The following is a 22,646-nucleotide window of genomic DNA, read 5'->3' as shown; positions in this document are numbered from 1 at the left end:
ATGAACGAGCTTTATATCGTTAAAATTTCAGATAGCGACGCGATGATGTTCGGCTGCGAAGCAGACGAGCGGGTGCGCGAATTTGTCGCTAAATTTGACGGCTGGGAGTACGAAAGCGAGTTTGAGCGGACCAGCTATCTGCTCGGCACGGACGTTTTTATCGAGGTTTCGAGCGAGGAGAGCTTAAATGAAGGCGCCTTACGCGCTCAAATTCCAAACGAAAAGGCTTTGGACGCTGACGGCGGCACGACGTTTTTGAGCCTGCGCGAATGGGACGGCAAAGAGCATTGGCGAGTTCGCGCGAGCGATGAAATTTTACGCGCCATCAGCGAGGATGAGGACGGCGGCGCAGCGTATCTGCTTCTTAGCCCGCGACATATCGCCGCAGAGGAGCTGCGAGGCGCCTTTGAGGGCAGAGCGCCGCAGGAATTTGCGCGCATTATCGAAAGCCTCGAAGCCAAATACGACTGCAAGGACCGAATGCTCTGCTACGTCGTTTGCTATTTTACGCCGAGGGGCAAAGAGGGGATGCGGACGGACTTCGGCGTGCAAATTTAAAGCGCGGCGGATTAAATTTAAATTTGTCTGCGCAGCGCGCTTGCGCCGAATAGCGAGAGTTTGATCTTGCGTGCAAAACCTGCGCCGTATGGGGCAAGTGAAATTAAGCAATGAAATTTAAAATCGCCGCGACGAGCAAAATGGAGGGGGCAAAATGTTAAAATCCATAAAATTTTGGGGCGAGAGCATCGAGGAGCTGGAGGTTTGGTACTACGCCCCAAAGCACGAATGTAGCGCGGCGGAGTTCGCGCAGCAGTGCGGCAAGCTCGTGCGCGCGGACTTTGGGCTCGCCTCCCTTTACGAGATAAAATTTGAAAAATTTACGCCAAGCGAGCCCGATGATTTTATGAAAGAGCGGATAGCGGCTGCTTTGAGCGCGGCAGGGCTATCAGACGAGCCTCGTAATTTCGCAATGGGCGGCGAGAACGACTGGGACTGGCATGAGTGCTCGTTTGAGGCGAGCGGGCAGCGATTTTTACGCATCTGGGCGACGTCGGCTTAATAAATTTAGCCTGTAATACGGGCTTTGCGCGCCCGAGGTTTTGGGCGGATTTGCTACGGAACGCTTGCAAAAGGCGCCGAGCGACGTTAAAATTCCGCGCTACCGATTATCTCGTGCGTATTTGCGTGCCTTGAAGTGTGATAGCGTAAGCCAAGTAGCAAAGCAAGCAAGCGCGCCCTATTTTGCGCAAATTTACGCGCCGAGGCGCAGGCGACGCCCTACTCCGAGCCAAAATTTATTTGAAGGGAAAATATGAAAAACCTATTTCTAGTCGCGCTTGCGGCATTAGCGCTTAGCGGCTGCGCGGGCTTAAAATGCGGCGCAAAAGACGGGCAAGACGTCGCTGAGATCGACGTGCCCGAAGAAGGCTGGACGAGATACCTAGGCACCGACGGCGAGATCAAGGAGGTCGCATTTTTCACGGCGTTTTTCTCCAAGCAGTTCCGCCCGCACCCAAAAGATGGCGAAAAGATCGGCTTCGTGCTTACCAAAAAGAGTGGCGAACGCATACCGATAAGGCTCGGCAATATGTATAAGGCGACAGACGGCGCATTTGCGCTCGCGGGTCTCGACGCGCATAGCGACGTATGGGGCGGAACCGAAGAGCTGCGAAGAGCAAAACGGGTAAAATTTTACAAATTTCAAGAAGGCGGCGTCAAAGTAACGGACTATGAGGCGCAAGGCAGGCTTTGCGAGGCGTTTTACGCAGGCGAAAAGATAAGCATCAAAAGCGTGCTAAGCCGCCGCACGAGCAAGTCTGGCGGGGCTAGCGGCGAAATTTCTACCGTGCAGACGCAGGGCGAAATATCGCGCGACGTCGTCAAAGCTTTAAACGCGCGGGAAAAACCCTCGCCGCAAAGCTCTAGCAAAAATTTAGCGAACAAAAAGAGCGCCGCGCAAAAAACCGATAGCGAGGCGTTAAAACCGGAGGCAGAGGCGCTAAAAAATATCATCTGCTATAGATAAAAACGAAGTCGATTGAAATTTCAGTTTAATGAGTAAAAATTTTGCTAAAATTTTAAATAAAAATATCTTTTTAAGGAGTAAAAAATGAGAAAAAGCGTTTTATTTTTCCTATTGCCGCTGTTTTTATTCGGCGGCGAGGCGCAAAAGCAGCTAAACGTCTTTCAGCTAACGCCGTCAAAGATGCCGCCGCAGCAGTTTAAGGTCGAAGCGGTCTTTTCGAAAGAGATCAAAGCCGACTGCAACGACGCGTATCTGATCGGCGGCAAAATAGAGCAAAAAGAGGGCTCGGATGGGCTTTATTACGAGTTTAGCGGCGGCGATGAGCTTGCTCAAACGCTGATGCTATGCGACGGCAAGAAGCAAAAGAAGCGGATCTATTACGAGCTCACGCATCCATTCGCCTACGATGGCGGCGAAATTAGAATTTTAGCGCCCAAAGACGTTAAGGTCGAGCTTAAAATTTACGAACTCGTAGAGAGCAAAGAGCCTAAAATCCGCAAGATGAAATAATTCCGCAAGGAGCGTTGATGCAAAAAAGCGGATTTGTAAAGGCTCTATGCAGCGACGCACGGAGTGCAAAGATACCGAGCGAGCACGATTTTTTCGCGCCGCTCATCGGCGACTGGGACATATGGTGGACGGACGGCCTGCAGAGCGGCACGCCGCGTGAAGTCAGGGGCGAGTGGCTCTTTGCGCGGGTTTTGGACGGATACGCGGTGCAGGACGTGTTTATCGTGCCCCCGCGCACGCAACGACTGATCAATCCGCAACCCGACGCCGAATACGGCACGACGATAAGGATTTATGAGCCCGCAAGCGGGACGTGGGATATTTTTTACGGCTGCGTCGGCACGGCGCTGCGCCTAACCGCGCACAAGGAGGCGGAGGAGATCGTGCTAGTGCAAAACGGCAAGGGGGCGATGCGCTACGTCTTTTCACAGATGAGCGAGGCGTCGTTTTCATGGCGGAAGGAGCTGCGAAGCGACGCGGGGCTCTGGCAGGTCGTCGCGCGGGTGCGTGCACGCAGAAAAGCTTAGCCGCCTGCAAAAGAGATACGCGATCTGCTTTTAAGACCCGCCTATAGATGTCCGCGCCGCAGAAAAACCTAGCCGTTCGCAAACGAGCCGACTAGCCGAACTACTTGCAAAAGCCAAACTGCTCACAAAAGTCAAATCGCTCGCAAGAGCTGAACTGCGCGTAGAAAATTTAACCGCCCTTTTTAAAAACTATGCTGCGCCTTTGCGCAAATTTTAACCGCGAAATTTTGCCGCGCCTTTGCGTAAATTTTATGCGCGACGGGACCTCATCGCGCTTCTGCGTAGATTGCGGCCGTAAAATTTAGCGCGCCTTCAGCCTATCCGCCTTTTAAATTTTAAAAATTTAGCCGTAAAATGCGCGACATACAAAGCCTATGCGGCGGCGGCAAGCATTGCGCCAACAAAAGTGGCGAGGTTGCAAAATTTGGCGCCGATGCGTCGTTTAGTTAAAATTTCAGTATAATTTCGCAAAAACAAGGAGAGAGCATGTCAGAGAGAATTTTTGAAAGCCTAAAAGAGCTTTTGACGCAGCAGGGCGCGCACTTCCGCGTAGTAGCTCACCAAAGCGCGGGCACCTCCGCAGAAGTCGCCAAAGCCCGCGGCACGCAGCTAGGACAAGGCGCAAAGGCGCTGGTTTGCACGATCAAGGGCTTTAAGGACGGGCAAATTTCTTTCGCGCAAAATTTAAATTTAGTAAGCGCCGATGACGCGCAAAACCCCGACTCTTCCTGCGTTGCGAGCGCTCAAGGCTGCGAAAACGGCGCCTGCGCGGGAAATTTAACTTTAACCGCCGATCAAATCTGCGCCAACGTGCCGCAGCAGCTGAAGCTTCCTAGCGACAAACCCGCGGGCAGAAACGGCAGAATTTACGTCCTAGCGGTCTTCGCAGCCGATCATAAAACCGATCTAAAGCGCTTGGCAGAGAGGCTCGGCGGCACAAAAGCATCGCTCGTAAGCCCCGATGAAGTGGGCGATCTCACGGACTGCGTTATCGGCTCGGTGCCGCCCTTTAGCTTCCACGACAAACTGCTGTTAATCGCCGATCCGTCGCTATTCGGACGCTTTGAAGAGATCGCTTTCAACGCGGGCCTGCTCGATCACTCGATTATCCTAAACGCGCAGGATTACGCGCGCATCGCAGCTCCGCGCATCGTTAGCTTCACCGAAAAGGCTACGGAAGGCGAATAGTCGCGCATCGTCCGTTTCACACAAAAACAAGAGGACTCGGATTAAATTAACCCAAAAGCAAGGGCAGAAAAAGACAGCGCGAGAGTGGTTGTAAAAAGGGCGCTTTGATTTTTGATCTTTTTTCTTCATATTAAGGCTTTAAAATTTGCAGTATGATTAGGAGCAAAGAGGGCGCGACCGAAACGAGGAGGAATGCTATGAAGCAGGTGTGGACATTTTTGCTGTGCCTACTTGCGCTATACGGCATGGAAAATGCTGCAGCCAAGGGAGCCAATGCGCCGCGACCAGAGATTTACCAGACCATGAAAAATATCTACGACGATCTACCGATCGCGCAACTGCCAATGCGCTATCCGGAAGAAATTTCGCCCTTAGCGGCTATCGATAAAAATTTACTTGATAAAAATGAGCTGTTTTCGTTCGCAAAGGAGAGCTTTTTAATCGACAATCTAAGCGCGTATTGGGAGAGGATCAAAGACATAAGGGCTTGTCGTTTGCCAGAAAAGAGCGTCAAAACAATTCTGCTAAGGCTTTATCTGATGGATTTTAAAGATAGCGAACGTGGGCACGAATATGTTTTTATGTGCCTTTTAAACGACGCATTTCGTATAAGCGATTGTCGCGAAATTTACGCCGATTACGTACACTGCGGTAAAAGCAAGCCGCCGATGCGCGCCAAGCAGGAGTTCGTCATCGACGCCGATTTACGCTGCACAGTAACAACGCACTACTATACTTTAGATAGCGATAAAGAGCTGCACAGAAATGTCTGCGTGCACGAAATACAAAACGGCGCGATCGTTACTAAGGATTAAAATCCAAGGCGATTTTGCGAGATGTTTTTGGCCGTAAATTTCATAGGCAGAGCGGCAAACTGAGACGCGAATTCGCTCTATCTATGGGCCCAGCTATTTCAAATCGCGATAAAATAACGCTCAAACCGAGCCTCGAATTTGTCATATTGATGAGGCGCTGTTTCGAGCCGCGCCAAAACGGCTCGTAAATCTTTGGTGCACCGCAGCGTCCCACTAAGATGCATCGCCTTACGGAGCATTTTCGCGACGGCGAGCGCTTTATTGGTTTTGACTTCCTGCAACAAGCTAAATATCAAATCTGAAATTCTTAGCAAGTCCCGAAAGCAACGAGGATAAAACATCCGAATTTTAAAATTTAAAAATCTTTAAAAAAAGTGTGAGTTTAAAAAGAATTAATCGCGACGATATCGCATCGCCGCGACTGAAGAGGGCATCATCGTGCCCGCGAAGGTGCTTATTTCATAGCGCCTTGTTGTTTCATCTGATCCATCATCTGCTTAAATATCTCTTTAGCTTGTTTGCAAGTGGCCTCTTGCTGCTCCTTAGGAAGTGCGCTGATCTGATCCATAGACTGCTTTTTTTGATCCTCATACATCTTGACCTGCTGCTCTTGACCTGCTTGTTTGTAGGTATCGACCATCTTGTCAAGATCTGCGAAATACTCTTTGCAGCTATCTGAAAGATCTGCGGCGCTAAGACTTAGCGCAAAGCCAAAACTAGCCAAAACTAAAAGTGATTTTTTCATTTTTCTCTCCTTGTAAAAAATCAGCGAAAGTATATCATTTCGCTTAGTAAATTTGCCTTAAATTTTAATCAAATACGGCTGTTTTTTTAAATTTATAGCGCTTTTGAAATTTTAAAATTTTACTCTTACCTCGACGCTTACATTTTTTAAAATTTAACTCATCTTTAAATTTTAAAATTTCAGCTCTTGGTTTCGCAACTGCCGCCGGTGCTTTTTAAAATTTCGTTTTACAATTTTTAAGCTGCATGCGAACCGCCTTAGGCTATATGCGGGCAAATTTAAACCCTAAGCCGCTTTTTTAAAATTTCATTTCGTAATTGCGCTACCGCCGCAAAATCACTTCTCTTCGAATCTAATCTGCACCGATTTTTTGTGTGCGCCTAGCCCTTCGGCATCCGCTAGCGCCATGCACGCGCCGCCTAGCTCGTCTATGGCGCGTTTATTTAGCGCTATGATCGAGCTTCGTTTAATAAAATTATAAACCCCCAGAGGCGAGAAAAATCGCGCGCTTCCGCCGGTCGGCAGTGTGTGGTTAGGACCTGCGAGATAATCGCCCATCGCCTCGGGCGTATAGTGGCCCAAAAATATCGCGCCTGCGTGGCGTATGCGCGGAAGCAGCTCGTAGGCGTTCTCGGTCGCGATCTCGAGGTGCTCGACCGCAAGCTCGTTCATCAGCTCCACGCACTCGTTTATATCGCGAGCGATGATAATCGCGCCCTTGTTTTGGATGCTGGCGCGAGCGATCGGTTCACGCGCGAGCGTAGGAAGCTCGCGCTCGATATGCTCTGCGACGCAAAGAGCGAATTTTTCATCGTCGCTTATCAAAAAGCTGCTCGCGATCTCGTCGTGCTCGGCTTGGCTGAGTAGATCCACGGCGATGTTGCGCGGATTTGCCGCGGCGTTTGCGATGACGCCCACTTCGCTAGGGCCCGCGATCATATCGATATTTACATCGCCGAACACGAGCTTTTTAGCAGTCGCTACGAAGATGTTCCCGGGACCCGTTATGACGTCGACCTTGCCGATCGTGCGCGTGCCGTATGCCATCGCCGCAATCGCGCTTGCGCCGCCCACCTTGTAGGCCTTTTTGATCCCCAGCACATGCATCGCCGCAAGCAGTAGCTCATTTACGACGCCGCCCACGGCGGGAGTGCAGACGCTGATATCCTCCACGCCCGCGACGATTGCTGGGATCGCGTTCATTAGAAGCGAGCTCGGATACGCCGCCTTGCCACCCGGGATATACAGCCCCGCGCGATCCACGGGCGTGATCTTTTGCCCGAGCATCGCGCCGCTTGGATCGAAGCCAAACCAGCTCCTCTCAAGCTGTTTTTCATGATAAGCGTAGATGCGCTCGTATGCGATCTGAAGCGCGTTTTTTAGCTCTGCGGTTAAGCCTTCATACGCGAGACTCATCTGCTCTTGCGTGATAGCCAAATCGCCCTGTACGCGCCATCTGTCAAATTTCTCTATCTGTTCAGCTAGCGCCTCATCGCCGCGCGCTCTGATATCTTCGATGATGCCGCTTACGACGAGCATTACCGATCTCATATCCGTCTCGCCGCGGCGCACCAACCTCGCAAATTCCTCTTTGAAATTTGCGTCCGTACTTCTTAAAATTTTCATTTTCGCTCCTTGTTTTGCTTGGAATTTTAACGCTTTTTGCTAAATTTCGCCTTTAAGCTTGCGGCTGCGCAAATTTACAGCTCGCCGATTTTCAAAAGATTAAGCGAAAATGAAATAAAATAGCCGAAATTTTAAATGGAGCGATGTATGAAAAAGATATTTTTAGCGCTGATCGCCACGGCGGCTTTAGTAGTGGCAAAACAGAGCGATTTTAATGAAAACGAACTGCAAAGTAAATGCGACAATAACGATGCATCGGCGTGTGCAAATCTCGGTAGCGCATATTACTTCGGAGAAAATATAAAACAGGATTATAAAAAAGCAAGCGAACTATATTTGAAAGCTTGCGATTTAAAACATGGTAAAAGCTGCCATAATCTTGGAATTTTATATGAAAAAGGTGAAGGCGTAAAACAAAGCTACCAAAAAGCGGATCAATTCTATTCTAAAGCTTGTGATTTAGAAATTGCCGAAGGATGTTACAATCTTGGAGCTTCATACTATTTAGGTACGTCTATAAAGCAAGACGACAAAAAAGCGAATGAATTACTTTCTAAAGCTTGCAATCTAGGATATAGCGAAGGATGCTATATATTAGGGCTTTGGTATGACTCAAGAAAAGATGTAGAACAAAACTTCGAAAAAGCTAGTGAACTATATTCTAAAGCTTGTGATTTAGGACATGGCACAGGATGTAATAATCTTGGGCTCTTATACGCCTCGGGCGAAGGTATAAAACAAGACTATAAGAAGGCAAGCGAATTGTATTCTAAAGCTTGCGATTTAGAAATTGCCGAAGGATGTTACAATCTTGGAGTCTTACACTATTTAGGCGAAGGCATAAAACAAAATATCGAGAAAGCAAGAAACTTACTTTCTCGAGCTTGTAATCTAGGATATGGGTTAGGATGTAATGATCTAGGGGCTTTATATGAAAAACAAGATTATAAAAAAGCGAGTGAATTTTATTCTAAAGCTTGTAATTTAGGATATGGCATAGGATGTACTAATCTTGGAATTTTATATGAACACGGCAAAGGCATAAATAAAGATTATAAAAAAGCGAGCAAGCTATATTCTCAAGCTTGCGACCTAGAATATGACGCAGGATGCAACAATCTAGGGTTTTTATATGAACAAGGAGAAGGTGTAGAACAAAACTATAATAAAGCAAATGAGTTATATTCTAAGGCTTGTGATTTAAAATATGGCAAAGGGTGCTATAATCTAGGAGTTTTGTATAGCTCTGGCAAAGGCGTAAAGCAAGATTATAAAAAGGCAAATGAACTATATCTAAAAGCTTGCAATTTAAAAGATGGAAGCGGATGCTATAATATCGGAATTTCATATTATTTAGGAAAAGGCATAAGTCAGAATATAAGTATGGCAAAAAAATACTTCGGCAAAGCTTGTGATTTGGGTGATCAAGTCGGTTGTAACGGATATAGAAAGCTAAACGAACAAGGCTTTTAATCCGTTTAAATTTTAAGCCGCCCGTTAAACCTGCTTAAATTTGCGACTTAAATTTAAAGGTCAAAATTTGAATTATATCGTCGCGCACAGCAGCACTAAAAGCGCGGCAAAATACGCGGGTTTAAAATTTAAACCCATTCCGCCGCAGCAGATGCTGCGTAAGCGGTGCGTAAAATTTAGCGAGCCGCCAAATTACGACATTCGCGCTAAAATAAAGGGATGCGCTCCGCCGCCGTTGAAATTTCAGATGAGCCGTTAATTCTTTAAGAATTTTAAAATTTTAAACTCTCCCCTTTGCGAGTTAAAATTTCGAGCGAGCCGCTAATTCGTAGCGTTCGCGTCGAACTGCAAAAATTTCCTGATCTCCTCCATCGCCTCTTTGTTTGAAAGGGTAAATTTGATCTCGATGCGGCGGCTGGCGTCCTTGTCCTCGACGCCTCTGCGCATCACGGGCTGCGTGTAGCTGCGACCGCTGGCGATGAGATATTTTTGCAGCCGCTCATCTTTATTCCACGAGTTGATGAAATCCATCACGGCAAACGCCCTATTTTGCGAGAGCTCGAGGTTATACAAATACCCGCCGTCGCTGTCCGTGTGCCCTTCGATGATGATCTGATCTAAATTTTCGCGAATTTCATCGTTATTCAAAAGCGCGGCGAAATAGCTCTGCAGCGTCGAGCGGAGCGTCTCTTTGGCGTCCTCTTTCAGCTCACTTGAACCCTTGTCAAAAAGGATCGACGAGCTTAGCGTCATCGCGCCGCTTTCGTTATCGATGCGGATATTGCCGCCCAGCTTCTCTTTCAGATCGGCGATGATTTTGACCTTCATTCCGGTTAGGTTGCGGATGCGGTTTTTCGTGACGTTGAGGTCTTGTAAAATTTTATTAAAATCGCTCTCCTTCTTCGTGAGCTGATCGAGCAAAAAGGCGATTTTAAGTTCGTTCTGGCTGATCGTAGCGTTGGCATCGTCGCGCGCTTTTTGCAGAAGCGAGTTGATGTCTAAATTCTCTTTTTTCAGCTTCTCCGCCATCTCGGTTAGATCTTCGATCTGTATGAAATAGATGGAATTTTGCTTGCGAAGATCGGTGTTTTCGATATTTAGCTTCTCGAGCTGATCGCTAAAAATTTTATTCAGCGCCTCAAGCTCGGCGCTTTTTTTCTCCTGGCTTTGCAGGCTTGCTAGCGCGCTTGAAATTTGGCTTTCTTTCTCTTGCAGGTTGCTTTGCGTGAGGAAGTATTTGACGATGATGCCGCCTACTAAAAGCACGAAAACAAAAAGCAGTCCCGCCATCAAATCGGCGTACGCAATCCAAAAGGTCTCTTTTTCTTCGTTATTCGTTTTCATCTAAAAGTGCTTTTTCATCGATGCTCGCAAGCGTTTTACGAAGCTCTTCGATGATGCTTTCGTTGCTCGTCCGCGCAGCGCCCTCTCCAGCTAAAAGTGCCTTCAAATCCGCGCTTAACCCCTTAAAGCTAGCGTCAATTTTAGCGGCGTAAGCATTCTGCGAACTTGAAATTTCGCCCGCAAACCCACCTAAGGAGGCATTTAGGCTCTTTATTTGAGCGCTTAATGCATTCGTAACGTTAGCCAGCTCGCCTTGTCCGTCCGTTAAAGCCTTGGACTGGCTTAGATACTGCGCGGAAATTCCGTTTTGAATTTCGATTAGGCTTGCAGACACGGACTTGAGCGCAGATAAAATTTGAGCGAAGCTCTTATCTAACTCGCCGTGAGCGAGATTTGTCCTTTGGACCATCTCTCCTGCTTTTTCAAGCTCTTCTTGTGTAATCGCCATACTTCGCTTCTCAGCTTCCATCACGCTTTCAAAAGCGCCGATTTTTTCATCGATTAGGCGGTTTAGCTTTTCGGTAAAATTCGTAGAGCTCATCATCGCAAATGAGCGCGAAATTTCGGAATTAGCGTTTAAAATTTCACTCAGATAGCCCTGTGTTATTTCGTCTTTGTTCCAAAAGAAATTTTTAGTGGAATTTTTGTATTTGATGAGCAGACGCTCATATTTGCTAATGCCTTTTTTCTCAAAATATATCCACCAAAGCGCTAAAAAAATTCCATAGATCGAGACGTAAAACGCTGTGCCCACGCCGCCTAGAAGCTGCGCGATCTCGGTTTCGAGCCCATCAATATTGCTTGAGGAAAAGTGCGGCATCGAAATCGCAATCGAGATGAAAGTTCCTAAAATTCCAAGCATCGGAAAGACTGCCGACGCGACGGAAGCGTAGTTTTGATTACGTAGCGAGTAGCCGTATTCGTCCACAAAAAGATCAAAGCTAGCATCTGATTTTTTTTTACCGCCGATACTTAAGAGATTGGCGACGATGTAATTTTTCAGCTCGCGCTTGAAGTCATCGATATTATTTTGAAAATTTAAGCAGCCATATTCTGCATTATGACGAGCTAAAATTAGTGCAATAATAAGCAAAACTGCAAGCATCAGGATCGAGTGCGTTTCTACCTTCAGCCCGATAAGCCCCAAATAGCCCAGCAAAAACACCACAAAAACCGCAATCGGCAGAGCTGCGATCTTAAAAAAAACGCCCGCTAGCGAGCGCTCCTTCGCCTCAGGTAGCGTGATATCGAGCACTTCGTTATTCGGGCGATCCATATTAGTTCCTATTTAGGCAATTTAGATTGTCAAATGCGACCTGCAAGCGCGCCACCATACTCTGCTCGCCTGCTCTCAGCCATTTGCGAGGATCGTAGAATTTTTTATTTGGCTTGTCCTCACCTTCCGGATTGCCGATTTGAGCTTGCAAATAGCCGCGATTTTTGGCCTCATAAGCGCGCACGCCGTCCCAAAACGCCCACTGCGTGTCGGTGTCGATATTCATCTTAACTACGCCGTAGCTTACGGCTGCCTTGATGTCAGAGGTCTCGCTGCCACTGCCGCCGTGAAAGACGAAATTTACAGGCTTTTCGGATTGCAGATTAAATTTTTCGCGGACGAATTTTTGCGAATTTTTCAAAATTTCAGGTCTCAGCACAACATTGCCAGGCTTATACACGCCGTGGACGTTGCCAAAGCTTGCTGCAATGCTAAATCTATCGCTGATTTTGCCAAGTCGCTCGTAGGCAAGCGCGACATCTGCGGGCTGGGTGTAAAGCCGCGCGTTATCGACGCCAGTATTATCGACGCCGTCCTCTTCGCCGCCCGTGACGCCAAGCTCGATCTCAAGCGAAATTCCAAGATCGCTTAAAATTTCCAAATACTTCTCGCAGGTCGCTAAATTTAGCTCCAAATCATCCTCGCTAAGATCGAGCATGTGCGAGCTAAACAGCGGCACGCCATGAGCTTTTTTATTCTCGGCGTTGGCCTTAATGAGCTCGTCGATCCACGGAAGCAGCTTCCTTGCGGCATGATCGGTATGCAAAATCACCGCAACGCCGTAATGAGCCGCCAAAGCATGCACTTGATGCGCGCCTGCGATAGCGCCCAAAACCGCGGCATTAGGGCAAGTAGCTCCCGCATAAAACGCTGCGCCGCCGTTGCTAAACTGAATAATAACGGGCGAATTTGCGATTTTAGCGCTTTCCAAGACGGCGTTGATGGAGTTGCTCCCCACTACGTTTACCGCAGGGATCGCAAAGCCCTGCTGCTTCGCATACGCATAGACCTTACTTACGTCATCGCCGCTTAAAACGCCCGGTTTTACTATATCTAAAACGCCCATTTTTAGCTCCTATATTATTTATACTCGATTTTAGCGTTTTTGTGAAGATCTGCCGCTTTTTGCTCGACTACTTTCGCCGCTTTTTGCTGTCTAAGCACGCGCTCAATAAAAGGCTTTGCTTCGCTTTGACTTAACTGCTTTTTAGCTTGAGACTCCTCTTTTAACACGACGTGATATCCGACTCTGCTTCTAATCGCTTTAGTAGTGATTTGACCATCTTTTATCTTAGAGATCGCATCGGCAAAAGGCTTGACCTGATCGCTAGGCATCCAGCCTAGCTCGCCGCCGGTTTGTTTAGCCTGCGGATCGATAGATTTGGCTTTGGCAAGCTCTGCAAATTTAGTAAATAGTGCACTGTCGCTAAGCCCTTTTAACTGCTTAATAATATCGTTTGCCTCGGCTTCGGTTTTAACGACGATCTGAGCCGCTTTGATTCTCGCAGGCTCGGTAAAGCGCGCTTTGTTTTTGTTATAAAAATCGGCTATTTCTTTATCGTCGATATTTATTTTGCTGGCTTCTTTAGCCTGCCATACGCGAAGTGCTAAGTTATCTTTTACGATTTCAAGCTCTTTTTTATAAACGTCTTCGTCCATAACGCCCGATTTTTTAGCTTCATCCGTTAGCAGCATCAGATCGATGCCTTTATCGATAAGCTCCTTTTTTTGATCCGCGTTAAGAGCGGCGATATCTACATTGCCTATGCCTTGAAGTAGCGGAGCAAGCTCTTTTTCGGTTACGTCTTTGCCATTGACGGTAGCGTAAACGGTAGCGTTGAGGCTGATAGCGGCAGCCAAACTAAGTGCTGTAAATAAAACTTTTTTCATCACAATTCCTTAAAAAAATTTTAACGGCGATTATAACTCAAAGTTGTTAACAATCAAACTGTACTTTAGAATTTTAGGGTAGAATTCCGCCTTGAGGAAATGTAAATGAGAAGTAAAAAAGATATTTTAGAGATAAAAAAGAGAATTCTGCAAAACTTCGCGGAAGAGCGCAGTGAGTTGAAATTCAAAGACACCTATCAGCTTTTAGTCTGCGTGATGCTTAGCGCGCAGTGTACCGATAAGCGGGTAAATTTGATCACGCCGAGCTTTTTTGCGGAATTTCCTAGCGTTGAGGAGCTCGCAAAGGCCAATCTGGCAAGCGTAAAGCTGCTAATTAGCTCGTGCAATTTCTACAACAACAAAGCGGTAAATTTAATCAAAATGGCGCAGGCGGTGGTTCGCGACTTTGACGGCGTAGTGCCGCTTGATGAAGCGGGGCTAAAATCTCTTGCGGGCGTGGGGCAAAAGACCGCTCACGTCGTGCTTTTGGAGGGCGCGGGCGCAAACGTGATGGCGGTGGATACGCACGTCTTTCGCGTCGCGCATCGCCTGGGGCTGAGCCGCGCAAAGACGCCCGAGCTTACGGAGCGCGATCTAAGCGAGGCTTTTAAGACGGATCTTGGCAAGCTGCACCAAGGCATGGTGCTTTTCGGCCGCTACACCTGTAAAGCGATAAAGCCAAACTGCAAAGAGTGTTTTTTAAACGAGCTGTGCAGCAGCAAGGATAAGAATTTTCCGTAAAATTTTAGCCTGCAGATGCGAGCTTAAATTTGACGGAATTTTAAAATTTTGACGCCTTGTTTAAACCCGCTTTACGGCAGACATTCGGCTTATTATGGCGCTAAAATTTAGATTGAAATTTTATAAACGCCTCTTTTGATTTTTATCTTTTAGAAAAATTTAAAATTTTGCTTTTTGGAGCTTACTGTTTTGCCAGCCAAGCCCGGTATCCTTCGCTTTTAATCACGTCCGCGATGCTTTTTGCCATCTCCTGCGGCAAAAATTCGGACTTTTTATCGATGACGGACACTAGCGCGTAAGTGCTATCGTAATCTTGCAACTCCAAGCCCGCGCGCACCAGCGTTTCATATAAAAACGGCTCGTCCTTTTCGATGCTCACCGCATCATCGTTTAAAAATTCATAGATGAATGCAAGCTGTTTTTTATCGCCGATTTTTAAAAAATAATCAGCCAAATTAGTCGCGCTCTTAATGATGATTTTGCGTAGGTCATCTATCTGCTGCGCAGAGTAACGCTGGGTAATCAGCCGCCAATTTTCCGCCATCCTCGCCGCAATGATAGGCAGTTTGAAAGCTCTGCCGCCATAAGCATATTTTTCGCTTTCGTCGCCGATTTTTTCTATGGCCTCAAATTCGCTCATCATATACTCGTATAGTTCCTCATCGCTGAGGTTGAAATTTTCTAAATTTAATATCTCGGCGACGGTTTCGGAATTTTTAGGCAGATCGCCTGTATCTTCTGGCTCCTGCTCTTCATTTTCTTCGTCCCAGGCGGCTTTTCTAGCTTCAAAAGTTTTAAAATCCACCATCGGATTAACGCCCTTTTTTACAAATTTAAAAAAGGCGGAAATATCGATCTGATGCTCATCTTCGCAAATTCCATCCTTAAACATCAGCTCGCAATCTTCAAAAAATTCCCAACCATCAAGCGCGCCTAGGTAGCTTTGACCGATCCGTCCGTCTAGGACATAGACGCATTCGCTAGCGCTATGATCAGGCATCGCGTGGTCGTTTGAGACGATATACGGCGCTTGCGTTTTTCCAAAAACCTGCAACATTCCGTCGTTGTATTCGCCGCTTATGCCCCAAAGCGCCGTTAGATTGCCGCCGATTGCGATAACGCCGTCCTGCGAATGCAGATAATCACACGCCGTATCTTTAGCGACCTGTAAAAACAGATAATCATCATCGATGATATCGCCGCCGGTGGATAAATTTCCGTTAACAAACATCGCTCGTGCGTTATTTTTGCCGCCTGCTTCGTTAAATTTATCCTTAAGCCAAGCGGCATTTATCGTGCCTCCCGATAGGCTAAGATCGCCGTCAAACACCAGCACGTCAAAACTACCATCCAAATATAAATTTGAGCCGTATTTTTTCTCAAATTCATCATAAGGCAGTATAGAAACGGGTGGAATTTTCGTCGCAAAAGAGCTATGGTTTTCGTATCGCTTTACCTGCAATTTAATAATCTGCTCGCAATTTTGTAGAAAATTTTTGATCTGGTTTTCCATTTTTATCTCCTTTTAAATTGCTATTTCGGCAAGCGGTCTCGCCGAGCAAATTTTAGCGTCCGCTCTGCTTCATTCTTTGTGTTCGCAGCTTTTTAAGAAGTAGTTGCGAGCAAAGCGAAGCAAAAATCTCTTTCAAAAGCACTCGCGAGGCAAGCCGCCGCAAAAATTTTAAGGCGAAGTATTTTTGAGATGGATTTGAATGCTGTGCAGAAATTTTAAGTCAAGGCTAGACAGGTAGTCTGCCGCAGACTTAAAATTTCAAACTCATTCAAAGACGCTCAAAAGACAAGCCTTTCCAAACTACTGAAGCCTAGCGATTATATTTCTTACGACTTCCGCCATCATCTCCACCGACGCTATCTCGCAGTGCTCGTTCACGGAGTGAGGCGAGTGGATGTTGGGGCCTATGGAGCAGGCTTGCAGCTCGGGCTGTTTTGCGACCAGTACGCCGCACTCAAGGCCAGCATGCACGGCGGCAAATTTCGCTTGCGGCTTTTGTTTTTGTAGCTCCTCAAGCACCAGATGCGCGAAGTCGCTGACGTGCGGCGCCCAGTTCGCCGAGCGGTCGGTTACTCTGACCTCAAAACCCAGCGCGCTAGCCAGAGTGCTAGTCTCAAAGCCAAGATTTTCGAGCCCCTCGCGCTTCATCGCGCGTCCGAAAAAGTCAAACTCGATCACTTCGCCCTTCTGCTTAACCGTCGAGAGATTTATACTTTCATTTACCATGCCAAGCTGCGTGTCGTAGCTGCGCACGCCCTGGGCGAAGGAGTTGATAAGCGCCAAAATTTTGCCGCTGTTTACCAGCATGTCCGCTTCGCCCTCGCCTAGGCTCTTTACCCACGCCAGGCCGCGCTGCGCCGGCTCATGCGCACAGAGCACTTTACACACGGCGTTTGCGGGGATCGAGTTACTCCTCTCGCCAAAATCAAGGCTGATTAGCTCGCAGCCCTCCTCGGCGAGGAATTTCGCTAGTAGCTTCGTCGCGTTTGGGATATTTTTATGTATCTCGTTGCCCGAGTGCCCGCCGCTAAGCCCGGTAACGCCGATCTCGTAAATTTTACCGCTCTTTTTGACGCTCGCGGCGTCTATTTTCGCGCTCACGTTTATGCCGCCGGCACATCCCAGCGTCACGCGGTCGTCCTCCTCGCTGTCTAAATTTAGCAAATTCGGCGATAAAATTTTACCCTTAAAGGCGTTTGCGCCCACGAGCCCAACCTCTTCGTCGTTGGTAAATAGACACTCTAAATTCGCAAACTCCCGCATCGCGCCCATCATCATCGCCACGCCGATGCCGTCGTCAGCGCCTAGAGTCGAGTTTTTGGCTCTTAGGATGCCGTTTTCTTCAATGAGCTGCAAATTCGGCGCCGCGCCCACGCAAACCATGTCGTAGTGGCTTTGCAAGCAAATTTTAGGCTCGCCCTTTACGGCGTGGATGTTGCCCGCCTCATCGACGCTCACGCTAAAGCCCTGGCAGCGCGCAAAATCCGCCAAAAACTCCCTCATCTGCTCCGTTTCGCAGCTGCAGTGCGGTATCTCGCACAGCTTCTTAAAATCGTTCATAACCTCGTTTTTTTGCATGTTTGCTCCTTTTGAATTTATTATATCCGCGCGTTATTGCGACACGCCCGTTAAATTTAAGCGCGCCCGCGCCCGCTTAAGCGCTTACGAAATTCTACTAAATTTAAACGCGATCGCGCCGACATAGCGCTTCCGCAAAATACACGCAGAATTCTATCAATCGCGCTAGCTTACGCCGCAGGCAAGCCGCGCAAAATGAAATTTTATGCAAAGTCGCATGAATTTTACCGAAATTTAGCAAGAATTTTATTTAAAATTTAGTCAGAATTTTGCCGGGGATTTTTATTTTACGATTACGCCTTCATAGCCCGTTTTAGCGATCGCCTCAAGCATCGCGGTCTCGTTTGCATCATCCTTTGCCGCGACGGTCGCGGTTTTGCTCTGCTGTGAAACCTTCGCGCTTATCACGCCTGGCGTTTGCAAAAGCGCCTTTCGCACGATCGTAGTGCAGAGCGGGCAGTGGATTTTTTCCACGTAAATTTTAACCTCTTTGTCGGCAAAAAGCGCTGTAAATCCAAGCATCAAAAATAAAATTTTACGCATAAAGCCCTCCTAAAATTTCAGGATATGTAAGCATAAAGGCAAGCAAGGCTCCTAAAAGCGCGTAGATCAGAATCCATTTTTTGCGTCCGCTTTGCAGTGAGCATGCGCGCGGCTTTTTGAAAAAGAAAAATGCCGAGAGCGCGAAGCAAAAAAGCGCTAACGCAGAAAGCGGCGCACGGTAACCTTCCAGCGCCTCTGCGCCTGAAAAAATGGAAAAGCTCGCGCCGAAAATCAAAAATAAAAGCGCGGGCAGGCAGCAAAACGTCGCCGCAACCGCGCTAAAAATCGCGGCGAATATCAGCCACAGACTGCGCGTGCTGAAGCGATTTTTTCTAGGATCTTCTCGCTTTTGAGCCAAGGTTTCTTGCGCGGGATTTTCTAGTTCAGTTTTCAAATTTTGCCTTTAAGTATAATCTTAATAATCTTGTCGCACCTTAGCCGGCTTTTGGCGTGGAATTTTATCTGCAAATTTTACCGCTCAAATTTCGCACAGAGTGGCAAAGAGGCGAAATTTTAAATTCCGCAAGCCGTAAATTTTAAAATTTCGCGCCGAAAAATTTCAAAATTTTGCTCGCTTTAAAATTTCAAAATTTCGCCGCCATGTCGCTCGCAAAATTCTAAAAATTTTAAAATTCCACGCCAAATAAAGCGCGGAATTCTTTTCCAATGCAGACGCGACAGCACGTAGATTAGGCGCGCTTTTACACATCCGCCCAAAGTCGTCTAGCGGGAAGCCTTTCTTGTATACCTACTCAAAAAGCTCAAGTAGTTCGACGTGCCGCATAGCAAAACGCGAACCGCTACAGCTCCTTCGATCTGTAATCGTAGCTGAAATCTTTCGGCGAGTAGTAATTAAGCGTGTTGCCGTCCACTTCGCCGTAAGGATAGCCGAAATTATTGATCGGAAACTGCGCTGGGCGTGGGCTTAGCGTGAAGTCTCTGCCGTAGTTAAAGCCAATCCAGCACATCTCCCAGTTGCCGAATAAATACTCGCGAATTTTAGCAAGCTTGCTGTCGTCATTGCTTAGCTTCTCGCCCAATCGCACCTTTGTAACGTCCGCGGGATCGACGGGGATCCAGCCGTGGCCTTTTAGATAAAATTCCGCCCTGCAGTGCTGCGCGCCCGAGATATGGCTGACGCCGTCTTTAGGCGCGGCGCCCATTTGAGCGCTAAATCTCGACGCGCCGACGCGGATACCAAACATCTCTCTTGCGGCGATGCCTTGCGCACGGCAAAGTGCGACGAAAACGCTATTTATGTCGGTGCATTTGCCACTTAACTTGCCGCTACTTAAAATTTGCTTCACGTCCCCTAGCCCGCAGCCTAGCACGCTGTTATCGCGCTGCATAGTGTTTGCCACCCACGTATAAATCGCGCGCGCCTTTTCCAGATCACCCTTGATGCTGCCTGCGATCTCGTCTGATTTTTGCTTGACGACGCCGTCGATTTGAATCTGCGTGCTAGGCTCTAAAAACTTCGCCACCTCGGGGTTAAGCTTCTCGTTCGGATTAAATTTTACCTTGCTAAAGTCGGTGTTACGCTCAAAGGTCTCGACGCTAAATTTAATATTTAGCGTGGGCTTTGCCACACCGACGTAGCCGGCATAGAGCGTAGGAATTTCGCCATAGTCCACGGACGGATCGTTGAAATTGCCGTCAAATTTTATGTCGCTTACCTTTTGATATTCCGTGATAAGAGGAAGCGGTATCCAAAGCCGAGTCTGCTTGCCCTCTTCCAAAATTTCGTGATTTAGCGATAGCCCGAAAGCTCTCTTTTTGCCAATGACTTTTTCTCCGCCCAAAATGGTACTCGGAGTTGCCATAACGGCGCCTAAAATCGCAGTGTTTCTTAAAAAATCGCGTCTTTGCATGAAATGCCTTCAAAATAAAATGGCTAAGCCTTAGCCCTAATTACGCATGGATTTTAGCCTTTTGTGGCTTTGAAATCGCTAAATTTAAAATTCCACAAGTCGTAAATTTTAAAATTCTATCCATATTTAAAATTTCAAAATTTCGCTCGCTTTAAAATTTTAGAATTTTGCTCGCCGCGGAATTTTAAAATTTCAAAATTTCGCCAAAGCGGGCATGATAGCCCGCAAACTAGGCGCGCAGGCAATATACGGCGGCGTAGGCAAAACCACGCAAAAAGCGCCGCTGTCGCAAAAGCCAAGCGTACGCTTCGATGAAACGGTTGAGCTTCGACGAAACGCGGCGGCTTAGCTTAAGCAAATCGCGGCAGCAAAATGCAAGCCATCAGAAGGCTAAATTTCGCGCGAAAAATACTCGTAGATAAAATTTTTAGGCGAGTACGGATCTTTCGGCGTGCCACCCACTTCGCAATACGGATGCGAAAAAATTTCAATCGGGACATGCGCCGGGCGCGGATTTAGCACGATTTCGCGAGCGTAGTTAAAGCCCAGCCAGCAAGGCTCCCAGTTGCCAAAAAGATACTCGCGCACCCGCGCCAGCTTGGAATCATCCTCGCTTAAGTTCTCGCCCAATCGCACCTTCGTAACGTCCGCGGGATCAACCGGGATCCAGCCGTGGCCTTTGAGATAAAATTCCGCTCTGCAGTGCTGCGCGCCCGAAATTTCAAGCGCACCGCCGCTTAGAGCGCCCATGACGCCCATTTCAGGCGAAAATTTCTGCGCCGCGCCCGTGCGGATGCCGTAAATAGCGCGCGCAGGAATGCCCGCTGCCCTGCAGAGCGCGACGAACACGCTATTAATATCGGCGCATTTGCCGCTTAGCTTGCCGCTGCTTAAAATCGCCGCTGCATCGCCGCTGCCGCATGCGATCACGCTATTATCGCGACTCATATTTTTTGCGACCCAATCATAGATCGCGCGCGCTTTCTCCAGATCACCTTTAAGCGAGTCGGTGATCTCGTCTGATTTTTGTTTCGCAGCGCCTTCTACCGGAATTAGCTTTGAAGGCTTTAAAAACTCCTCGATCTCGGGGCTCAAGCGCTCATTTTCGTCAAAACTTACCTTGCTAAAATCGGTGTTTCGCTCCGAAATTTCAATATCGAAGCTAAGCTCAAAATAATCATCCTCTTCACCTACGACACCTTGCTCGCCGTATTTGCCGACGCCTGCTCTTGCCTCTTTATCGGGTGCGAAGCGCGCGTAGTACGTGCTTATATGATCTCCGCAAATAGCCGACTCTTGCGCATTTGAGCGGGCATGATATTCGCCAAGCAACCTTTGATACGGCTCTTGCAGCACTAACGGCAGCCAAAGCCGCACCTCTGCGCCACTACTTGAAATTTCGTGATTAAACCTGAGACTGAATTTTCTCGTTTTTGCTTCTTGCATTTTTTGCTCCTTTGCTTGAATTGCAAGTCGATTTTATCTCTTTGCGCCTTAAAATGGATAAAATTTTATGTTAAAATGGCGCTAAATTTGAAATTTTAGGATTAAAAATGGATCTGCAAAAAATCAGAGACGAGAACTTTAAAAAGCTGCAAAGCGGGCAAAACCGCGAAATTTTAAGCGCGATCGAGGCGCTACAAATAGACGAGTGTGACTGCGAGTGCGGCGACGTCGTACGTGCAAGCTTTAACGCTAGCGCGGAGCAGAGAGATGAAATTTTGCGTATCGCGCGAGCGCTAAAGCCGTGGCGCAAGGGGCCTTTCGCGCTGAATGATCTTTTTATCGATGCCGAGTGGCGAAGCTTCGTGAAATTTAACCTGCTGCGGCCGTTTTTAGATCTGAGCGGCAAAACCGTCGCCGACGTAGGCTGCAACAACGGCTACTATATGTTTCGCGCAAGCGAGCTCTCGCCTGCGCGGCTTGTGGGGTTTGACCCGAGCGCGCTATTTTATCTGCAGTTTCGCTTCATCGAGAAATTCCTCCGCAGTGGCGCGAAATTCGAGCTTTTAGGCGTTGAGCATCTGCCGTTTTACGAGCACAAATTCGACACGATCTTCTGCCTCGGCGTCATCTACCATCGCAGCGATCCCGTGAAGATGCTAAAAGATCTGCGCGCCTCGCTAAATGCGGACGGAGAAGTGTTTTTAGATACGATGTATATCGAAGGGGCTGGTGATTTCGCGCTGTGCCCGAAAAACAGCTACTCAAAAATTTCAAATATCTACTTCGTCCCGACCGTCGGCGCGCTACTAAATTGGTGCGAGAGGGCGAAATTCAGAGATTTTGAAATTTTGGCTCAAAAGCCCACGGATGCTAGCGAGCAGCGCAAGACGGAATGGATCGACGGGCAGAGCTTGGAGAATTTTCTAGACCCGCTCGATAGCTCGCGCACGATCGAGGGCTATCCCGCCCCGAGGCGTATCTACGTGCGGCTTAGGGCGTGATCTGCGCCTTTAAAACATTTTTCGTGTACCCGTGCACCGATATGGAATGATATCTGTGCCTTTAAGAACGTGTAAAATTTTATCGAATTTATCGGCTCGCGGAGAAAAATTTGCATTCGACAGAGCGCGGAATTTAGCTAAATTTAGCGAGCTTAAATTGGATTAGATCGCATTGTAGCGACTAGGATCAGTGCGACGCAAAATTTTAAATTTCGCCTCATGCGTTACGTTTTACACGCACGGCGGCACGAATTTTAAATTTTGCTTTTGCATTACGCTTTGCGTCTTGCATACGCGGCGGCGCGGAATTTTATTAAATTTAATCAAGCGGCGGTAAATTTTAAAATTTTATCTACGTAGCGCACGTTAATGCGCGCACAGTGCGAACGCAGCGCATAATTTAACGCCCGCGACCGTAAATTAAGCGGCAAATTTCGGCGCCTGCAATGTGAGCAAAGCGGCACAAATTCTAGCGCCCACGAACAAAGCGGCATAAATTTTTCGGCGCTGAGCAGCTTTACACCGCTTCACCG

At 47.7% G+C, this 22,646-nt stretch carries 23 protein-coding genes; 10 read left to right on the top strand and 13 right to left on the bottom strand.

Annotated elements, in window-relative coordinates; genetic code table 11:
- The 7 genes from Q0537_RS01140 to Q0537_RS01110 all read left to right on the top strand — a co-directional run bounded on the left by Q0537_RS01140 (window position 1) and on the right by Q0537_RS01110 (window position 5,066).
- Window positions 1–558, top strand: coding sequence for a hypothetical protein (locus Q0537_RS01140; protein ID WP_299224390.1), 558 nt, complete (start codon window positions 1–3; stop codon window positions 556–558).
- 154 nt (window positions 559–712) lie between these two features.
- On the top strand, window positions 713–1,060 hold the full coding sequence (locus tag Q0537_RS01135; RefSeq protein WP_299224388.1) for a hypothetical protein: 348 nt from the start codon (window positions 713–715) through the stop codon (window positions 1,058–1,060).
- Window positions 1,061–1,312: 252 nt separating this feature from the next.
- Window positions 1,313–2,026, top strand: a complete 714-nt coding sequence (locus Q0537_RS01130) for a hypothetical protein (protein WP_299224386.1) — start codon at window positions 1,313–1,315, stop codon at window positions 2,024–2,026.
- Between the two features lie 84 nt (window positions 2,027–2,110).
- Window positions 2,111–2,536, top strand: a complete 426-nt coding sequence (locus tag Q0537_RS01125; RefSeq protein WP_299224384.1) for an ecotin family protein — start codon at window positions 2,111–2,113, stop codon at window positions 2,534–2,536.
- A 17-nt stretch (window positions 2,537–2,553) separates the two neighbouring features.
- A complete protein-coding gene (locus Q0537_RS01120; protein WP_299224382.1) occupies window positions 2,554–3,063 on the top strand; it encodes a hypothetical protein in 510 nt (169 codons plus the stop codon).
- Window positions 3,064–3,549: 486 nt separating this feature from the next.
- Window positions 3,550–4,251, top strand: a complete 702-nt coding sequence (locus Q0537_RS01115) for a YbaK/EbsC family protein (RefSeq protein WP_299224380.1) — start codon at window positions 3,550–3,552, stop codon at window positions 4,249–4,251.
- A 197-nt stretch (window positions 4,252–4,448) separates the two neighbouring features.
- Window positions 4,449–5,066 carry a hypothetical protein gene (locus Q0537_RS01110; RefSeq protein WP_299224378.1) on the top strand — a complete coding sequence of 206 codons (618 nt, stop codon included), beginning with the start codon at window positions 4,449–4,451 and terminating at the stop codon, window positions 5,064–5,066.
- Between the two features lie 454 nt (window positions 5,067–5,520).
- Here the strand turns inward: Q0537_RS01110 and Q0537_RS01105 are convergent, their stop codons facing one another.
- Window positions 5,521–5,811 (bottom strand): DUF5339 domain-containing protein, encoded by a 291-nt coding sequence (locus Q0537_RS01105; protein WP_291936556.1) that lies wholly within the window; start codon window positions 5,809–5,811, stop codon window positions 5,521–5,523.
- A 336-nt stretch (window positions 5,812–6,147) separates the two neighbouring features.
- Window positions 6,148–7,437, bottom strand: a complete 1,290-nt coding sequence (hisD, locus tag Q0537_RS01100) for a histidinol dehydrogenase (RefSeq protein ID WP_299224376.1) — start codon at window positions 7,435–7,437, stop codon at window positions 6,148–6,150.
- A gap of 147 nt (window positions 7,438–7,584) precedes the next feature.
- Between hisD and Q0537_RS01095 the strand changes: the two genes are divergently transcribed.
- The gene (locus Q0537_RS01095; RefSeq protein WP_299224373.1) at window positions 7,585–8,910 is read left to right on the top strand and encodes a tetratricopeptide repeat protein; all 1,326 of its coding nucleotides are present in this window, start codon (window positions 7,585–7,587) and stop codon (window positions 8,908–8,910) included.
- A 321-nt stretch (window positions 8,911–9,231) separates the two neighbouring features.
- On the opposite strand, the gene Q0537_RS01090 is transcribed toward Q0537_RS01095, so the two are convergent.
- Genes Q0537_RS01090 through Q0537_RS01075 form a run of 4 tightly spaced genes read right to left on the bottom strand, consistent with a single transcriptional unit; the run spans window position 9,232 to window position 13,420 of the window.
- Window positions 9,232–10,254, bottom strand: coding sequence for an OmpA family protein (locus Q0537_RS01090; protein ID WP_299224371.1), 1,023 nt, complete (start codon window positions 10,252–10,254; stop codon window positions 9,232–9,234).
- On the bottom strand, window positions 10,241–11,530 hold the full coding sequence (locus tag Q0537_RS01085; RefSeq protein WP_299224369.1) for a MotA/TolQ/ExbB proton channel family protein: 1,290 nt from the start codon (window positions 11,528–11,530) through the stop codon (window positions 10,241–10,243). Before Q0537_RS01085 ends, Q0537_RS01090 begins: the two co-directional genes overlap by 14 nt.
- A gap of 1 nt (window position 11,531) precedes the next feature.
- Entirely contained in the window at window positions 11,532–12,596 is a 1,065-nt protein-coding gene (gene fbaA, locus Q0537_RS01080) for a class II fructose-bisphosphate aldolase (protein WP_299224367.1), read from the bottom strand.
- Between the two features lie 14 nt (window positions 12,597–12,610).
- Window positions 12,611–13,420: a peptidyl-prolyl cis-trans isomerase gene (locus Q0537_RS01075; RefSeq protein ID WP_291936539.1), complete on the bottom strand. Its 810-nt coding sequence runs from the start codon at window positions 13,418–13,420 to the stop codon at window positions 12,611–12,613.
- Window positions 13,421–13,525: 105 nt separating this feature from the next.
- Here Q0537_RS01075 and nth point away from each other — a divergent pair, with 105 nt between their 5' ends.
- Entirely contained in the window at window positions 13,526–14,161 is a 636-nt protein-coding gene (gene nth, locus Q0537_RS01070; RefSeq protein WP_299224365.1) for an endonuclease III, read from the top strand.
- 181 nt (window positions 14,162–14,342) lie between these two features.
- Here nth and Q0537_RS01065 read toward each other — a convergent pair whose 3' ends face one another.
- From Q0537_RS01065 to Q0537_RS01035, 7 genes are all read right to left on the bottom strand, one after another.
- Window positions 14,343–15,674 carry a hypothetical protein gene (locus tag Q0537_RS01065; RefSeq protein ID WP_299224363.1) on the bottom strand — a complete coding sequence of 444 codons (1,332 nt, stop codon included), beginning with the start codon at window positions 15,672–15,674 and terminating at the stop codon, window positions 14,343–14,345.
- Window positions 15,675–15,974: 300 nt separating this feature from the next.
- On the bottom strand, window positions 15,975–17,252 hold the full coding sequence (locus tag Q0537_RS01060) for a M20/M25/M40 family metallo-hydrolase (RefSeq protein WP_299224361.1): 1,278 nt from the start codon (window positions 17,250–17,252) through the stop codon (window positions 15,975–15,977).
- A gap of 282 nt (window positions 17,253–17,534) precedes the next feature.
- The gene (locus Q0537_RS01055; RefSeq protein ID WP_005871832.1) at window positions 17,535–17,795 is read right to left on the bottom strand and encodes a cation transporter; all 261 of its coding nucleotides are present in this window, start codon (window positions 17,793–17,795) and stop codon (window positions 17,535–17,537) included.
- Window positions 17,788–18,189, bottom strand: a complete 402-nt coding sequence (locus Q0537_RS01050) for an aryl sulfotransferase (protein ID WP_299224359.1) — start codon at window positions 18,187–18,189, stop codon at window positions 17,788–17,790. The genes Q0537_RS01055 and Q0537_RS01050 overlap by 8 nt, the downstream gene beginning before the upstream one ends.
- A gap of 406 nt (window positions 18,190–18,595) precedes the next feature.
- A complete protein-coding gene (locus Q0537_RS01045; RefSeq protein WP_299224357.1) occupies window positions 18,596–19,666 on the bottom strand; it encodes a transglutaminase-like domain-containing protein in 1,071 nt (356 codons plus the stop codon).
- Between the two features lie 134 nt (window positions 19,667–19,800).
- Window positions 19,801–19,965: a hypothetical protein gene (locus tag Q0537_RS01040; RefSeq protein WP_299224355.1), complete on the bottom strand. Its 165-nt coding sequence runs from the start codon at window positions 19,963–19,965 to the stop codon at window positions 19,801–19,803.
- Between the two features lie 91 nt (window positions 19,966–20,056).
- Entirely contained in the window at window positions 20,057–21,112 is a 1,056-nt protein-coding gene (locus Q0537_RS01035; protein ID WP_299224353.1) for a transglutaminase-like domain-containing protein, read from the bottom strand.
- A gap of 107 nt (window positions 21,113–21,219) precedes the next feature.
- Here Q0537_RS01035 and cmoB point away from each other — a divergent pair, with 107 nt between their 5' ends.
- Complete coding sequence (gene cmoB / locus Q0537_RS01030) at window positions 21,220–22,113, top strand: tRNA 5-methoxyuridine(34)/uridine 5-oxyacetic acid(34) synthase CmoB (RefSeq protein WP_299224351.1); 894 nt, start codon at window positions 21,220–21,222, stop codon at window positions 22,111–22,113.
- Window positions 22,114–22,646 lie beyond the last annotated feature (533 nt).

This window comes from uncultured Campylobacter sp., from assembly GCF_938017775.1.
In the GTDB taxonomy this organism is placed as follows: domain Bacteria; phylum Campylobacterota; class Campylobacteria; order Campylobacterales; family Campylobacteraceae; genus Campylobacter_B.
The sequence above is the reverse complement of the archived record's forward strand: the minus strand, read 5'-3'. Positions and strand labels throughout refer to the sequence as shown.

What these genes read in the sequence shown, in the direction of transcription:
- Q0537_RS01140 (WP_299224390.1), top strand. Translation starts at nt 1, where the DNA reads ATGAACGAGCTTTATATCGTTAAAATTTCAGATAGCGACGCGATGATG.
- Q0537_RS01135 (WP_299224388.1), top strand. Translation starts at nt 713, where the DNA reads ATGTTAAAATCCATAAAATTTTGGGGCGAGAGCATCGAGGAGCTGGAG.
- Q0537_RS01130 (WP_299224386.1), top strand. Translation starts at nt 1,313, where the DNA reads ATGAAAAACCTATTTCTAGTCGCGCTTGCGGCATTAGCGCTTAGCGGC.
- Q0537_RS01125 (WP_299224384.1), top strand. Translation starts at nt 2,111, where the DNA reads ATGAGAAAAAGCGTTTTATTTTTCCTATTGCCGCTGTTTTTATTCGGC.
- Q0537_RS01120 (WP_299224382.1), top strand. Translation starts at nt 2,554, where the DNA reads ATGCAAAAAAGCGGATTTGTAAAGGCTCTATGCAGCGACGCACGGAGT.
- Q0537_RS01115 (WP_299224380.1), top strand. Translation starts at nt 3,550, where the DNA reads ATGTCAGAGAGAATTTTTGAAAGCCTAAAAGAGCTTTTGACGCAGCAG.
- Q0537_RS01110 (WP_299224378.1), top strand. Translation starts at nt 4,449, where the DNA reads ATGAAGCAGGTGTGGACATTTTTGCTGTGCCTACTTGCGCTATACGGC.
- Q0537_RS01105 (WP_291936556.1), bottom strand. Translation starts at nt 5,811, where the DNA reads ATGAAAAAATCACTTTTAGTTTTGGCTAGTTTTGGCTTTGCGCTAAGT.
- hisD (WP_299224376.1), bottom strand. Translation starts at nt 7,437, where the DNA reads ATGAAAATTTTAAGAAGTACGGACGCAAATTTCAAAGAGGAATTTGCG.
- Q0537_RS01095 (WP_299224373.1), top strand. Translation starts at nt 7,585, where the DNA reads ATGAAAAAGATATTTTTAGCGCTGATCGCCACGGCGGCTTTAGTAGTG.
- Q0537_RS01090 (WP_299224371.1), bottom strand. Translation starts at nt 10,254, where the DNA reads ATGAAAACGAATAACGAAGAAAAAGAGACCTTTTGGATTGCGTACGCC.
- Q0537_RS01085 (WP_299224369.1), bottom strand. Translation starts at nt 11,530, where the DNA reads ATGGATCGCCCGAATAACGAAGTGCTCGATATCACGCTACCTGAGGCG.
- fbaA (WP_299224367.1), bottom strand. Translation starts at nt 12,596, where the DNA reads ATGGGCGTTTTAGATATAGTAAAACCGGGCGTTTTAAGCGGCGATGAC.
- Q0537_RS01075 (WP_291936539.1), bottom strand. Translation starts at nt 13,420, where the DNA reads ATGAAAAAAGTTTTATTTACAGCACTTAGTTTGGCTGCCGCTATCAGC.
- nth (WP_299224365.1), top strand. Translation starts at nt 13,526, where the DNA reads ATGAGAAGTAAAAAAGATATTTTAGAGATAAAAAAGAGAATTCTGCAA.
- Q0537_RS01065 (WP_299224363.1), bottom strand. Translation starts at nt 15,674, where the DNA reads ATGGAAAACCAGATCAAAAATTTTCTACAAAATTGCGAGCAGATTATT.
- Q0537_RS01060 (WP_299224361.1), bottom strand. Translation starts at nt 17,252, where the DNA reads ATGCAAAAAAACGAGGTTATGAACGATTTTAAGAAGCTGTGCGAGATA.
- Q0537_RS01055 (WP_005871832.1), bottom strand. Translation starts at nt 17,795, where the DNA reads ATGCGTAAAATTTTATTTTTGATGCTTGGATTTACAGCGCTTTTTGCC.
- Q0537_RS01045 (WP_299224357.1), bottom strand. Translation starts at nt 19,666, where the DNA reads ATGCAAAGACGCGATTTTTTAAGAAACACTGCGATTTTAGGCGCCGTT.
- Q0537_RS01035 (WP_299224353.1), bottom strand. Translation starts at nt 21,112, where the DNA reads ATGCAAGAAGCAAAAACGAGAAAATTCAGTCTCAGGTTTAATCACGAA.
- cmoB (WP_299224351.1), top strand. Translation starts at nt 21,220, where the DNA reads ATGGATCTGCAAAAAATCAGAGACGAGAACTTTAAAAAGCTGCAAAGC.